Annotated in this window: 15 protein-coding genes; 7 read left to right on the top strand and 8 right to left on the bottom strand. The window is 45.0% G+C overall.

The window, feature by feature from the left end; genetic code table 11:
• The first annotated feature begins 297 nt into the window (after positions 1–297).
• Both TSUB_RS09055 and TSUB_RS09050 read left to right on the top strand, forming a co-directional pair.
• Positions 298–927 carry a hypothetical protein gene (locus TSUB_RS09055; protein ID WP_087022984.1) on the top strand — a complete coding sequence of 210 codons (630 nt, stop codon included), beginning with the start codon at positions 298–300 and terminating at the stop codon, positions 925–927.
• A gap of 465 nt (positions 928–1,392) precedes the next feature.
• Entirely contained in the window at positions 1,393–1,737 is a 345-nt protein-coding gene (locus TSUB_RS09050) for a hypothetical protein (RefSeq protein WP_087016990.1), read from the top strand.
• A 128-nt stretch (positions 1,738–1,865) separates the two neighbouring features.
• On the opposite strand, the gene TSUB_RS09045 is transcribed toward TSUB_RS09050, so the two are convergent.
• Positions 1,866–2,030 (bottom strand): DUF2867 domain-containing protein, encoded by a 165-nt coding sequence (locus TSUB_RS09045; protein WP_281422908.1) that lies wholly within the window; start codon positions 2,028–2,030, stop codon positions 1,866–1,868.
• Positions 2,031–2,057: 27 nt separating this feature from the next.
• On the opposite strand from TSUB_RS09045, the gene TSUB_RS09040 reads away from it, so the two are divergent.
• The 3 genes from TSUB_RS09040 to TSUB_RS09030 all read left to right on the top strand — a co-directional run bounded on the left by TSUB_RS09040 (position 2,058) and on the right by TSUB_RS09030 (position 3,826).
• Positions 2,058–2,273 (top strand): ASCH domain-containing protein, encoded by a 216-nt coding sequence (locus tag TSUB_RS09040; RefSeq protein ID WP_414718328.1) that lies wholly within the window; start codon positions 2,058–2,060, stop codon positions 2,271–2,273.
• A gap of 566 nt (positions 2,274–2,839) precedes the next feature.
• A complete protein-coding gene (locus TSUB_RS09035) occupies positions 2,840–3,175 on the top strand; it encodes a hypothetical protein (protein ID WP_159064877.1) in 336 nt (111 codons plus the stop codon).
• 126 nt (positions 3,176–3,301) lie between these two features.
• Positions 3,302–3,826: a hypothetical protein gene (locus TSUB_RS09030; RefSeq protein WP_087019306.1), complete on the top strand. Its 525-nt coding sequence runs from the start codon at positions 3,302–3,304 to the stop codon at positions 3,824–3,826.
• 124 nt (positions 3,827–3,950) lie between these two features.
• Here the strand turns inward: TSUB_RS09030 and TSUB_RS09025 are convergent, their stop codons facing one another.
• The 5 genes from TSUB_RS09025 to TSUB_RS09005 form a co-directional block, all read right to left on the bottom strand.
• Complete coding sequence (locus TSUB_RS09025; protein ID WP_087019302.1) at positions 3,951–4,448, bottom strand: DUF2867 domain-containing protein; 498 nt, start codon at positions 4,446–4,448, stop codon at positions 3,951–3,953.
• 130 nt (positions 4,449–4,578) lie between these two features.
• A complete protein-coding gene (locus tag TSUB_RS09020) occupies positions 4,579–5,766 on the bottom strand; it encodes a phosphoglycerate dehydrogenase (protein WP_087019299.1) in 1,188 nt (395 codons plus the stop codon).
• Between the two features lie 81 nt (positions 5,767–5,847).
• Complete coding sequence (locus TSUB_RS09015) at positions 5,848–6,963, bottom strand: phosphoserine transaminase (RefSeq protein ID WP_087019296.1); 1,116 nt, start codon at positions 6,961–6,963, stop codon at positions 5,848–5,850.
• A gap of 318 nt (positions 6,964–7,281) precedes the next feature.
• A complete protein-coding gene (locus tag TSUB_RS09010) occupies positions 7,282–9,048 on the bottom strand; it encodes an ankyrin repeat domain-containing protein (protein WP_087019293.1) in 1,767 nt (588 codons plus the stop codon).
• A gap of 105 nt (positions 9,049–9,153) precedes the next feature.
• A complete protein-coding gene (locus tag TSUB_RS09005; protein ID WP_087019290.1) occupies positions 9,154–10,008 on the bottom strand; it encodes a glycerol kinase in 855 nt (284 codons plus the stop codon).
• Positions 10,009–10,399: 391 nt separating this feature from the next.
• On the opposite strand from TSUB_RS09005, the gene TSUB_RS09000 reads away from it, so the two are divergent.
• Both TSUB_RS09000 and TSUB_RS08995 read left to right on the top strand, forming a co-directional pair.
• Complete coding sequence (locus TSUB_RS09000) at positions 10,400–11,233, top strand: ion transporter (RefSeq protein ID WP_087019287.1); 834 nt, start codon at positions 10,400–10,402, stop codon at positions 11,231–11,233.
• A 33-nt stretch (positions 11,234–11,266) separates the two neighbouring features.
• The gene (locus TSUB_RS08995; RefSeq protein WP_087019283.1) at positions 11,267–12,034 is read left to right on the top strand and encodes a GNAT family N-acetyltransferase; all 768 of its coding nucleotides are present in this window, start codon (positions 11,267–11,269) and stop codon (positions 12,032–12,034) included.
• Between the two features lie 118 nt (positions 12,035–12,152).
• Here TSUB_RS08995 and TSUB_RS08990 read toward each other — a convergent pair whose 3' ends face one another.
• On the bottom strand, positions 12,153–12,956 hold the full coding sequence (locus TSUB_RS08990) for a hypothetical protein (RefSeq protein ID WP_159064876.1): 804 nt from the start codon (positions 12,954–12,956) through the stop codon (positions 12,153–12,155).
• Positions 12,957–13,096: 140 nt separating this feature from the next.
• Positions 13,097–13,933, bottom strand: coding sequence for a helix-turn-helix transcriptional regulator (locus tag TSUB_RS08985; protein ID WP_087019277.1), 837 nt, complete (start codon positions 13,931–13,933; stop codon positions 13,097–13,099).
• Positions 13,934–14,191: the final 258 nt, after the last annotated feature.

The raw sequence follows: 14,191 nt of genomic DNA, 5'->3' as shown, positions 1-14,191 counted from the left end.
CAATTGACTTCGTGTTTACACTTGGGGTTTTTAAAATCAGCATAGCGAGACTGTGATTTCACCTGTGTTTCTATGTCGAGGTCATCGATATTAATTGTGAAAGATGGCAATGATGGCGACTATTTATTAGAGATGACGGGATTACTCGCTTAGGTGGACATTGGGGGGAAACAATGCATGGTCGCTATAATGAGCCAAACTATCGAAGCTATAATGCTACACAGGCTAATCACGGATATGTTCCGATAATGCTCAATACTGAGAATAACGGAACAACAGCATGGCAGGAGATACTCAATGCAACTAGATAACCGACTCGGGCGAAAGTTAATCAGCGCTGTATTGCTGGTCGGGATTTGTGGTTGCTCAGCACCTACAGTTGAAGTGACGTCGATCAAATATACGAACGAGAGTATGTTTCGGGGAGGCGAGTTTATAGATAATCGCTGGTGCATGGAAAGAAGCTTACAGGACAAGCGCGATATTCCTGCGGTTGAACTCGGTCTTCTCGTCGATAGAGTGATTTTTGATAGAGCACTTGAAGAAATAGGGTATCACGCTGAGTGTAATCAGATTATGTTTGCAGATGTTTATTGTAAAGACAAACAAGGGGAATTTGTTTATTTAAGTGAATTAACCCCTTCGCTTTCCCCAATTTTCCTTGTGAAAAAAAAGGGAGTATTGCGAGATTCGTCAGACGATATCTTAATTACATTAAACATGATGTTACTTCCAGCTAAGTCGATTAATTCAGATAGTTATGAAGAGCAGCTGAATGATGTGAGAAAACAGATCTTCGAAGAGACTCAGGGGCGAACGAAGCAGTGCGGTTTATCTTATGGCAGTCGTATTTTTGCGAGACGTACGAGTCGTGTTTTTGAGATTGATTTCCAAAAGATTATTGATGTCATCCCAATAGCGCCCTGAATTTAGCTATGTATTGAACTCATTTCGCTGATGTGCGTGGCAATGCGTTGGGAGATTTTGGCAAACTATGCAGCGTTAGAATATGATGAAAATTTGATAGAAGAAAAGTATGCAGTTGCTTTGCTGCTAGCTTCAAGCAGTTTATGTACATCTTAAAAATAGATTTATTACGTTGCATTAATTCATAGAGAAAATCTCTCACATATATATCTGCTAAAGAACTCCTTCACTCGCTGAGAAGGAACTGCATACTAATTTCTTTGGGGGCGAAGCGCGAGAGTAGATGAAAAACTGGAAATAATACAGCCTCTTTATAAGTACATTGATAGAACGCCAGATAAGAGCTTTCTGCCTTTTAGTCCGTGGTCTTCTAATTATTATAAAATACCGGGCATACCGAGTTGTTATACATTGGTTTTTGTTTGTGGTGGGCCAAGGTTTCATATTTATAAGGATAGAAAGCTCGTGGCGGATATAGTTAGTGGTGGGATTTGGCGTTTTTTTGATGGTCAAGATATGAAGGGTCGGATGAAGTTGGGCTTTTTTTATTCTGAACTATTACTACGGGATAATCATGTATTGCGCTTTGAAAGAAACGATAGGCAAGAGAATATTTCTGTTGACGGTCAGTATGCGGGACGAATTCGAACTGGGTTCCGTCCTTGGTACTGGTTTTCGTGTAAATACATTAAAAAGTGTGAGTACGAAGAGCCGCCCGAATACATTGAGGTGGAGTATGACGAACAGCTAATCAGCGAAGAATTAGCTATTACTCTGTTAATGATAGATGCAATAAGATTGGATCAATAAGTGAAAGTGCTGATTGTGGCTCTCAGCGATCTAGTTCAATAGGTAGACACTTCATATCGATACGTATTGTAGTGGATTGTCAATTTTATTTTCTGTGAACGAACATTCCCGGCCTAGTGCCGGGAATGTTACTCAATGGCGATGTTTTTTAGTGAGCGGGGTACGATGATTTTATGCATTGGCTCAACAAAGAGCATGTAGATTTTGCCAAGATCATTATTGACATGAACCGATGTTGAAGCGTGCACCACGGTAGTGTCTCCTAGGGGTTCAATCAGAAAAGAAACCTGCACATTGAGTATACATGAGCAGCGCTTATCTTGGCAGGAAAAAAGACAGCATCATGCAGTTTAAAGCAGGCTTATCTGATTGAAAACGAACCCTTACCTGAAGTAGGGCGCTTGACTGTGGTTTTGAACTGGGCCCAAGAGCCTGTTTGCATTGTCCGACTTACCCAAGTCTCTACTGCTCCTTTCAATGAAGTGACTGAAGACTTTGCTCGCGCTGAAGGTGAAGGGGACGCCAGCTACACGTGATGGCGGGAGGCTCATATCGCCTTTTTCACTGCATATGCTAACGATATAGGCGCAGAGTTCGATGTGTCTTCTGAATTTGTCTTGGAGCGTTTTTAGAAAGTGTATCCGTTACCTTAGCTTGCAGGATGTTTGAGCGGGGCGGCGAGTGTTTCCATCGATGCATTTAACCACAGCCCCAATGCGGGCCGAAAATTGCTTGGCGATGGAGTCTGGATATCGAACTAGAAAGCTTAAGAGAAGCTCTTGAGAACGAAGCTTACTAATTAAGTTGCCGTCTATGTTTGAGTTATATTAGTCTTCACCATAGTCAGAATGTGATTACAGCTGTGTTTCTATGTCGAGGTCATCGATATTGCTTGTGAAAGATAGCAATGATAGCGATTATTCCATTCGAGTTGACTTTTACTTTGTTGCGCTTAAAGGTAAAAAATGAAAGTAATTAAGTATTCTAATGGTGGCTTTGGGTTGATCACTGAAGGGCAGTTCAAAATTAAGGGGAGGGATGGGAAGGACATAGATTAGGCCTTTTGCCTAACACGTATGGGTTAGCCCAATACGGGAAGGAGTTGGCTGTAGTAGGAGAGGATAAAATTCGATTTTACGATGGTACAATGAAATCTTTTTATAGAAACAGACATGACTTTGGATGGAGTGTTCTTAGTAAGCAGGGAAAGACAATAGAGTTAAAGTATGTTGAGGTTGGAACATATGCTTATAATGGAAAAATAGCTGCTCGTTATTACGTTGTAGGGGGTATTGTTAGAGAATTTTTGAATTTTATTAAAACAGGACGTTGGGAGATTTTGGCAAACTATGCAGCGTTAGAATATGATGAAAATTTGATAGAAGAAAAGTATGCAGTTGCTTTGCTGCTAGCTTCAAGCAGTTTATGTACATCTTAAAAATAGATTTATTACGTTGCATTAGTTCATAAAGAAGATTTCTCACATATATATCTGCTAAAGAATTCCTTCACTCGCTGAGAAGGAACTGCATGCAATTTCTTCGGGGGCGAAGCGCGAGAGTAGATGAAAAAACTGGAAATGACACAGCCTCTTTATGAGTACATTGATAGTAAGCCAGATAAGAGCTTTCTGCCTTTAAGTCCTTGGTGTTCTTCCTATTATAAAATACCCGGTATACCGAGTTGTTATACCTTGATAGATGCGGGTGGTGAGTTTTACATTTATAAGGAAATGAGGCTCGTGGCGGATATAGTTAGTGGTGGGATTTGGCGTTTTTTTGATGGTCAAGATATGAAGGGTCGGATGAAGTTGGGCTTTTCTTATTCTGAATTACTATTACGGGATAATCATGTATTGCGCTTTGAAAGAAACGATAGACAAAAGAATGTTTTTTTTGATGGCCAGTATGCGGGCCGAATTCGAACTGGATTCCGTTTTTGGTATTGGTTTTCGTGCAAGTACATTAAAAAGTGTGAGTACGAAGAGCCGCCCGAATACATTGAGGTGGAGTATGACGAACAGCTAATCAGCGAAGAATTAGCTATTACTCTGTTAATGATAGATGCAATAAGATTGTACTATAATTGAAAGTGCTGATTGTGGCTCTCAGCGATCTGGTTCAAGAAGTGGAAACTAGATATCAATACGTATTGTAGCGGATTGCCAATTTTACTTTCTGTAAACGAACACTCCCGGCCTAGTGCCGGGAATGTTACTCAATGGCGATGTTTTTTAGTGAGCGGGGTACGATGATTTTATGCATTGGCTCAACAAAGAGCATGTAGATTTTGCCAAGATCATTATTGACATGAACCGATGTTGAAGCGTGCACCACGGAAGTGTCTCCCTCCGGTTCAATCAGAAAAGAAACGCGTACATTTAGGTGTTTATCCCTGTCCTCTAACACCACTTCAGATACACTGTTTTTAACGACGGTGAAAATACCTACTTTATCGCCTTTCGAATAATCCGTTGCCGCTTTATCGAAGTCTATATCATCAAGTGCGCCGAGATGTTTCAATCCTAAGTGACTGACAACCCAATTACGTAACGCCATCATTTGGTTGACCCAATACGGGATACGCCGAGCCATTGTTAGGTAGTAATCCAAAGCGGTTTCACCTTGATAAACCGCGTTAACACTGAAGGTGTCATAAAAATAGGCGGTGGCGATATTTTCGTTCAGTAACGACGCAGGGGGTAATACCATGAATGCCTCGGTTTGCGTTAACGTGAGTACACAACGTACCAGATGGGCGAGGCTCTAGGCTGTAAGATTTTGTAATGTGAGCCACCGTTGAAAGGTGGCTCTGCGTCGATTCTTACCCCTGAATAAGGGGTTAACCGCGTGTTGCTGTCTCGATATAGCGCATTTTTATAACAGCATCGATCGCTTCAATACGAGCTTTCACTGCGTCAGACAGTGGAGACTCGATATCGAGGATGCTGTAGGCGATGTTGTCATGACTTTTGTTGATCATATCGGCGACATTGATTTTTTCATCGGCAAGGATACTCATCACATCCCCAAGTACGCCGGGTACGTTTTGATTACAAAACGTAATCCGATGGCCTGTACTGAGTGAGAGGGCGGTGTTAGGGAAGTTGACGGAGTTTTTGATGTTGCCGTGTAACAGAAAATCGCGCATTTGATCGGCGGCCATGACCGCACAATTGTTCTCGGCTTCTTGTGTGCTGGCACCAAGGTGAGGCATAAGTAGCACTTTAGGGTGGTTTAGCAGTTCGGCAACCGGGAAGTCGCTGATATATTTGCTGACGATTCCCGCTTCGAGTGCACCGCTGATCGCTTGGACATCGACAATTTCGTTACGGGCAAAGTTGACCAACACTGCGCCTTGTTTCACCTTGTGTAAGCTTTCTTCATTAATCAGACCAATGGTACTTGGGATAGCCGGCACATGAAGGGTGATAAAATCCGCTTCTTTTAATAGGGCTTCGAGGCTTTCCATCTTAGTGACAGCGCTGGGGAGTCGCCATGCCGCATCGACAGAGATGGCAGGATCGTAACCCAGTACGTTCATGCCTAACTCTAAGCAGCACGACGCCACATTGGCACCGATGGCGCCTAACCCGATAACACCGAGTGTTTTTCCTTTGAGTTCGACGCCTTTGAAGCGTTTTTTCTGTGCTTCTACATCTTTGTTGAAGACCGCTTTATCCTGACTAGGATCCATCTGGCTAACGTACTGCATGCCTTCAGCAATACCGCGGCAGCCTAAGAGCAGGGCAGTGATCACCAACTCTTTGACCGCATTGGCGTTTGCGCCGGGGGTATTAAAAACTACTGTGCCTTGTTGGGTGCAATGGTCAACCGGGACGTTGTTTGTGCCTGCCCCTGCACGCGCAATCGCAAGAAGGTCGCTCGCACACTCTTCGGCAAGTAGCTTGTGTGATCGCAAGATGATGCCATTAGCCTGCTGATGGCTATCGCTGACATTGAATAGCTCAGGCTCTAGCTTGTTGAGGCCAAGTGGAGAAATTTGGTTATATGTTTGGATGTTGTACATTTCACGTCCTTGTGTTTCGTTTGGATGTTGCTGTTTGCAAGCAAAAAAACAGCGCCTCATAGGGCGCTGATGAAATTGTTATTATCGTGCGACTTGTGCATAAGCCCAGTCTAGCCAAGGAAGGAGTGCTGTTAAGTCACTGGCTTCAACTGTGCTGCCACACCAAATACGTAAACCAGCAGGCGCATCTCGGTAAGCGCCAATATCATAGGCGACACCCGCATCAGCAAGCAGCTTGATAAACTGTTTTGTTTCGTAGTCATCTAGCTTGAGGCTGAAGCACACACTGGTGTTGGAACGCGTTTCTGGCGATTGGGCAAGGAAATCGATCCATGGTGTGTCGGTGACAAATTTACTCAACACGGCTAAGTTAGCTTCTGATTTCTCTATCGCTTTGTCTGTCCCACCGATAGCCTCTACCCAATCGAGGGCGTCTTGGTAATCCGCGACACACAGCATGGACGGTGTATTGATGGTTGCACCTTCAAAGATGCCATTGATCAACTTACCAGCCTTGGTGAGGCGGAAGATCTTGGGCAAGGGCCAGCTAGGTTGATAGCTTTCTAAGCGAGCTACCGCGCGAGGGCTTAAGATAAGCACGCCATGTGCGCCTTCGCCGCCGAGCACTTTTTGCCAACTAAAGGTAATGACGTCGAGTTTTTCCCACGGCATTGGCATCGCAAAGACCGCCGAGGTTGCGTCACAAATGGTCAGCCCCTGACGATCATCCTTAATCCAATCGCCGTCAGGCACTTTGACACCAGAGGTGGTGCCGTTCCATGTAAAGACAATGTCGTGATCTGGGTTGGTTTGACTTAGATCGGGAAGTTCACCATAACCCGCTTCAAATGTGCGTACATTATCGAGTTTAAGCTGCTTGGTAATGTCGGTGAGCCACTCTTTACCAAATGACTCCCACGCGCAGACGTCGACTGGCTTAGGTCCAAGCAGGTTCCACAGTGCCATTTCCATGGCGCCCGTATCGGAGGCGGGCACGATACCAACCAGATAGTCTTCTGGAAGATCGAGCAAGGTTTTTGTATCGTCAATGGCTTTTTTAAGCGCAGCTTTGCCGACAGCGGCTCGGTGAGAGCGTCCTAATGTCTCGGTATTGAGTTTTTGAAGGTCATACCCAGGTCGTTTCGAACAAGGGCCTGAAGAAAAGTTGGGGTTTTGCGGTTTTACTTCTGGAGTCATATCTCTTCCTGAATTCCAATTTCTAAACACATTTTCCTTAAAGCCAACGAGAAGGTAGTAGAATGACTTTTACAAAGCCTAAAATCACAAATTAAATAAATAATAATTCAATTTGAAAGTATAACCATCTGTTTAATATGGGCTTATTGATTAGAATTTAGCATAGTAATTCGATTGTCGGGTGTGTCAATTTTGTTGCAAATGAAAATTTGAATCCGCTACACAGAGTTATGAAAGCTGCGCAGTATGAAAAGAGGCGAGTTGTGAAAAAGGGTGAACGCCATGACAGGATGCGTCATGGCGTTCAGAGGCAGAAGTTTATTGCACTTTGTGAGAGGCTGGCGTGGTTGGAAAAATGATGCTGTCCCGTTGTGCATCGCTTAAGCGGTCATTGAGTTGTAGATAATCTTTTGCGCTACGGCCAGCACTGTCCGACTGAGATTGAACGGTAGGCGGGACATGTTGTTGCAACCACTCGATCATATCGAGACTACCGTTTTCAAATCCATAGGTAATCACAGAACGATTGGCTATCTTTGGCGGCTCATAGCCCCAAGCGTAGTATTGGTAAATTGTGTCCTCTTCCAGCAAGTTGTTCGCCGTGGTGGTCGCGGTGGCGAGTTGCGGGTAGTGCGTTACCAAGTATTCAACCGCGGGTAGATGATTATATTGTGCGGCATACATAAGGGGGGTTTTATTAAAAGTGCCCCATTGGCTGGGTAGAGTCTTAAGCTCGTCTATTAATTGGTATTCGGAGCCACCGAGTGTCACCGCCATATTAATGATTTCTTGTGCCGCAATATCGGCGTGATTGTTAGTTAGCCACTTTAGGTAGGCTTTGACATCATAGTGGTAAGGTACGGGCGGGAGTGTACTTTGCGCCATTTGTGTATCAGGTTGGGTGCTGGCAGCGGCGCTGCTTGTTGGCTCGGTTGAGGTTTGCACCGCGGTGGCAATCGCCATAGGTGAAGGAATATCGACCTCAGAGGCTTGATAGGCATTGATGAGTAAGTAACCGCCCAAGAATTTTAACTGCTCAATGCGCTGATATTCATCAAACACGTCAGGGGTGTTGACCACACCGACCCAACCACGCGCTTCGATTAAATCCACCATCGCGTTGTATTGGATTTCGTGACGGGGGTGAAATATAAACCGAGACTCCATCAAATGAATGAAAGTATCCGCCAAGGTGCGGGCTTCATTGGACGCGATGTTATGAATTTGCGCAAGTTGTGGCGTAAGCGACTGCACCAGTGCTGTTTTTGCTTTTCGATAGGCTTCGACTTTATGAAACTCATAAGCGCCGTGATATTGCCAAAGGCTCATCCAATCGAGCCTTGACTGACTGACAGGGAGGTCGGCTTGTGCTTCGAAATGCGTGGCATATTCGCGCTTAAGGTGCTCAGGTGCCATGGTTAATAACGCGTGGTAAATGCGCTCTTGTTTAAATCGCGCCTGACGAATCGAGCCGTGATAAAGATCTTTCGCTGGGCTTTCGATGTCATCAAGCAGTGTTCGCCATGTTTGATATGTGTCGCTGTTAAACCCTTGCCAATCTTCGGGTGTGGCGATATTGAAATAACCATCTCTGTTGGATCCCCAGGTGGGCGTGCTTTCTGCAATTAAAGACGGCATGGTTCTCATCATGCTGGTAGGTACGGTAAAGACGCGGTTATTCACTAGCCAACTATAGCTGGCGGATAAAACCAATTCTTCAATATGTAACTCAGACAGATTGTCCATGTAGGTGGCTTCTGGCTGATAGTGAGCCAAAGCCGCAATGGCTTTTGACTCTTGTTGAGAGACTGCCGCACTAAAGAGCGCTAAGACGAAGTACGTATCCTTAATATGGGATTCTGTAACCTGATTAGAAATCGACATCAGATCATCAAAGCTGGGTGAGGTGCCATTACTCTTGATGATATGGTCGAGTGCCGACTCAATTGCAAGAGGCTCTACAGAAAAGGCTTCCACATACTGCCACGCGGGGGCAGCGTGCGGACTGTTTTGTGCCAACGACGAAGGGCCGCTAAGTGCGGCTATACAGAGTGCGGTGGCACTCCAAAAAATGCGTTTTTTCATGGTTCAATATCCTGTCTTGGCGCAGCGATTGAAAACCAATCTCTACCTTGTCCCACTATGGATATGACGGCGAGATTGTACAGAGCGCGCGGCGCGAAGACTTAACTAATAGGCGGTAACGTCAAACTTAAGCAATAGCCTCGGCAAAATGTCATCGAGGTTTTGGACGTCATCGTCATTCAATTCAATCAAATTAAAGTTGTACTTTTTGTAGATGTCTTGCTTTATCTTTTTCCTATCGGCGTATTTGGGGTCATTTTCTAAGCCCCAAAACTCGATATAGATTTTTCCTGCGGGGAGGTAAAAATCACAGTAGACATCTTCTTCCACGGGGAGCTTGCGCTCATAAGCGTGGACAAGGCCAGCCATGTAGAGCCAGTTATCAATCAACATCTCGGCTTTAGAGCGGACGTAGTGACCATCCGTAGATCGATGTTTAGCTTCGAACTTTTGTCTAAAACTCGAGATAGAGTTATCGGTTGAGGTCGCTTCTGCTTCGACCCCAAGAAATTGCTTCACTGAATCGGTCAGGGCTTTACTGGACAGAATCGATTCGTTCCAAGCCACATAGGGAATGCCCGAACGGTTGTCTTCTTTCTGGACCCCGCCAACGCGCTTGCCAGCATCCGTCACCTTCCAACCTTTTACCGCCTTATTAATCCAGCCTAACTCGTCCAGTAACTGGTTAAGTGTGCGGGCACTAATGTTGAGCGCTTCGCCGAGCTTTGACGCAGTGAGTAATTTACCTGCGGGTTTTATCTCGACGTCTTCAGGCCAAACGATATATCTGCCGTACTTGGGGCTCTCTTTGTACTCACCCCCAGCTTGACTTCCCGCATTCGTTAATACCCATGCATCATTTTCGCGGATAACAAATCCTGCTTGAGTCAACTCATCAAAAAGTGCTTTCGCTTGGGTACCCCGCTTTTTGGCTAGGGCAGAGGTTGAGAGGGGCGTCATGAGATTCTCCGAATTCAGTGAAGTTCTAGAATGGAAAATCCCCTGATGTAACTCAAGCGGTTACGCGGGTTTCTGAAAACTCTGTGAGATGGTTCAAATCAAAACGTGGTTTGATTTTGTGGGATACGTCTAGAAGAGCGGCAGAACGGCTTTCTATCATTGAGGTATTTGTGACCCGAATGCCGATTTCGTTAATTTTAACCTTAAACATCATTATGTTAACAATGGCTGTGGTTTTAGGTTGATACGATTGGGTGGGCTGTCTAATCAACTTTATCCACGGAAATGTCTCAGGTATAACTGTCTAGCTGGGAATCGCATTCTAAACATATCGTCGATAAAAAACACACTGGGATCTGAATCGCGACAGGCAACAGGTTAAGGTCAAAAAATGGTATTGAAGAAATTAGAGTGGTTGGCTAACGAGAAGTTGGCAGGGATTGGAATTCTTGTTTATGTTGCACTTATTTTTATTGATGCATTTCCACAGGTGCATGGTCGATTTGGATTACTGATTGACGGTGCGGTGTGGGCATTGTCTTGTTACTTTATGGCGGAAGTCATTGTTCGAATGCAGTTGAAAGGCGCGAGGACGTACTTTTCTCAAAAGAGTAATGTCTTTGATTTTGCGATTGTGGTGATTGGTTTTCTCGCTGTGGCCTTACCGTACTTCTTTGTGATTAACATTGGTTTTCTCCGTGTGACTCGTCTATTGAAGGTGATGAGGTTGCTTAAGTTTGTACCGCATGCTGAAACCGTGTATACCAACATCGCGCTGGCGCTAAAAGCAACAACGGCAATTTTTGTTATGTTGTTCATGATGATGCTGATATTCGCCCTGTTTGGAAATGCCTTTTTTGCCCACCTGCTTCCTGAGAACTTTGGTGATCCGATCCAATCACTCTATACCATTTTCAGTGTCTTCTTTATCGAGAACTGGAATGAGATTCCGGATGAAGCCATTGCGGATGGAATGCAATATGCGTGGTTAATACGCCTGTTCTTTATGTTTGTTTTGTTTGTCGGTGGTTTTCTTGGTCTATCGATCGCGACAGCGGTGTTCGTTGATGAGATGGCAATCGACAACAACCGCAAACTGGAAGGGCAAGTCGCTGAGCTCAACCAGCGTTTATCAGACCAAGATGAAAAAATGGCGAAGATGCTCGCGTTACTCGAGCAGCAAAACAGGGCGCCAGACGACAGCGTCAGTCACGTATCTGATTAGATACCAGTCAAGCAGTACTATTGGAGAGAATAAATGAACAAGATCGAAATCATGCGTGAGTACAATGGGCATGAACGGCAGCGTATTAACGCATTCAATGGGGTGTTGACGTCCGATAAAGACCTATCAAAATTTGTCAGCGAAGATCGTTATGGAAGTTATATTTCCTATTATCGTTTTAATGAAAATCAGGCTTCGACCATTGTTAAGCAGCAGCTAGACTACTTTAACCGCCGCAACGTCAGTTTTGAGTGGAAAACTTATAGCAGCGATGAGCCTAAGAATCTCCCAGATTGCTTGCTGGAAAATGGCTTTACGCAAGAAGAGACTGAATCCTTCATGGTTCTCGATCTGGCAATGACGGATAACATTGCGGTTGAGGAATCATTGATAACCGAAGTGTCTGATAGTCAGGGGATACGCGATGCCATTGACGTTCAGGAGCAGGTCTGGGGAGGCGATCTTGAGTGGCAATATCGATACCTGCTAGCGCTTAAAAAAGCCTCACCCGATTCGATTTCTATTTATGTGATTTATGACAATGGGCAGCCTGTCACGTCAGCTTGGATAACGTTTAATGGAGATAGCCCATTTGCGGGGATTTGGGGCGGCAGCACGATTCAGTCTCACCGAGGTAAGGGGTACTATAGCTTGTTATTAAATAAGCGTATCGCTGACGCTAAGACTCGTGGGCTCAAGTATCTCACCATTGATGCTTCTGATATGAGTAAGCCAATTGTCTCTAATCGGGGTTTTACTGTTATCGCGACGACCACAGGATATACGTCTCCCACTCGCTAAGCTGACATGTGAACACCAAGCTTTTGCTTAGAGATGGTGAACCCTTTCACTATTCTTCTCCTTCGGGTAGCTTAACGGTATCAGGCGCGCAGTTTGAAGCGCGCCTTTGCACCTTCTGTTACTGGCGTTTTAAACTGATAGTTTGTTTATCATCGGCATAGCTCACCGAATACGTGATTTCATTTTGATTAAACGCTATCACTTGCGTGCTCACCGCGTTAGTACTCATTTGATCTAACAGCACACGAAACTCAGCCAAGGTCACGCCTTGCACTTTTGGCAGGCCATGTTGAGTGGTGTAGAGGAAGGGGCCTTCAATGTCGCATGGGCTATTGTCTGCATATTCTGTGGTATTCATGGTTACCATTGAGGTAGTAAAGGACAGGGTGCCACTAATAGGTTGACCAAGGCAGGAATCTTTATAGCCACTGAATTGCCAGTCACCAATCAAATTGACGCTCGCTGCATTGGCCGGGGCTGAAGGTGTCATGATGAAGTACTCAATACTGCCGTCAGCCGCGTCATCAATTTTTACGCGTATCCCCGCGCTGTCAAACGCTTCGAAGGAAAACGTAAAATTGTTACTGCTATAGTCACCAGATCGAAGGAACTGGCTGAACTCCGCTTGGCTAACGGCACTTAAGTTTGGAATTTCATGGGTAAGAATTTGATTGATTGGCGAAAGGCGACAATCATGATGCCAATTTGATCCAATGACTTGCGCACCGGATGGCGTGAAGGTGATTGTCCCTGTCGCTTTATAATCCCCACAGCCGACGTAGTAACCCGTATAGGAATGTGGCCTAGTAAGGTCGTAACCCGATAAGTCTGGGCTGGAAGTCGGACTGCTATCCGAGCCGCCACTATTACAGCCTGAAAGTAAAATCAAAGCACTGCTTAGTGCCCAAATCATGTTTTTCATACCTTGCTCCATTGAACGAAATCCATCAGGCGACCAAAGGGCCGCAATCCGTGTTCAATGTAGGTAAATAGCTTGAGGAGCAACATGGGTTAAATAACCCATAGTCTCAAGTCACCTCAAGAGGCAGGATTCAGTTAGGACTACCGTATCAGTCCGGTATCGATGAGTTGCCAGCGGATGGCCATCGCACACGCTTGGGCGGTGTTACGCGCATTCAATTTACGCAGAATCTGACTAACATGTTTGCGCACGGTGCTTTCGCCAACGCCGAGCTTTTGCGCGATTTGCTGATAGGTAAATCCTTCGCTTAACCACAGCAATGTATCTTTCTCTCGAGGAGAGAGAATGGTGCTAAATGGCTGGGTAAAAAGGCGTGGATTTGCATCGAGTAAGGCGTGACTGGTGGCATGTGCGATGGTTTTTAGCATGTTTTCATGTTGATGAAACTGAGCCTTGAATTGCTCGGCTGTCCCATCAAAGCTAAGGCTGAACGTGCTGACGAGCCCACCGGGAAGTTGACAGGGAATGGTTGTCCCGACAGCAAGGCCGGCGCTTTCAGCTTCCAAGCGTACAATTCTCTCTTTCGCGTTATAGCCATTGAGCATTTTGTTGGAAGGCCATATTAACGGGGTGTCAGGCTGGGCTAGGCAGTGTTGCAGGGCTTTGTCGTTAAGGTGATAGTGCTTATCAATGTAGTAGGCCATCCAATCGGCATCGAAGTTTGTGTAAAAATGTGGTTTTGCTTTTACTTTCGTCGCGTAAGTGGGCACGGCAGTAAACAGGCATTGGTCAAAACCCAAGGTGTTCAACTCCGAGAGGAGGGCAGAAAATTGCGCATTTTTAGACAGTGGAGATAAAGAGACGTGCGCTACGGCATGACTTTGCAGGCCTGTTTTCTCCAAACTTGGCGTTGTTGGCTTGATGTCGCAGTCATTAGGTAAAAACAATGTTTCACAGATGTCTAAAAGCGTGCTCATTGAAGGGTTACCAACCTATTCTAACTGATCTACATCTTGAGGTAGTCTGATTGCATAAGTATAGATTATCGGCATGACTGACTTGAATTATGTTTATTTGCTTAATGTGTGATGCGAGGTGTGTATTGTGGATGTTTTTGGTATTTACGTTAGCATTATGCCCATTTATGCATTGCCACGCGAGAGACAAACAGGTAACAAACTGTCGACACTTCAACAACATGCTTTGATGCAATGTTGTTGAAGTGTTTTTGTTTG

The organism is Thaumasiovibrio subtropicus, from assembly GCF_019703835.1.
Classification (GTDB): Bacteria; Pseudomonadota; Gammaproteobacteria; order Enterobacterales; family Vibrionaceae; genus Thaumasiovibrio; species Thaumasiovibrio subtropicus.
Note: the sequence above shows the minus strand (reverse complement) of the source record. Positions and strands in the feature narration are given on the sequence as shown.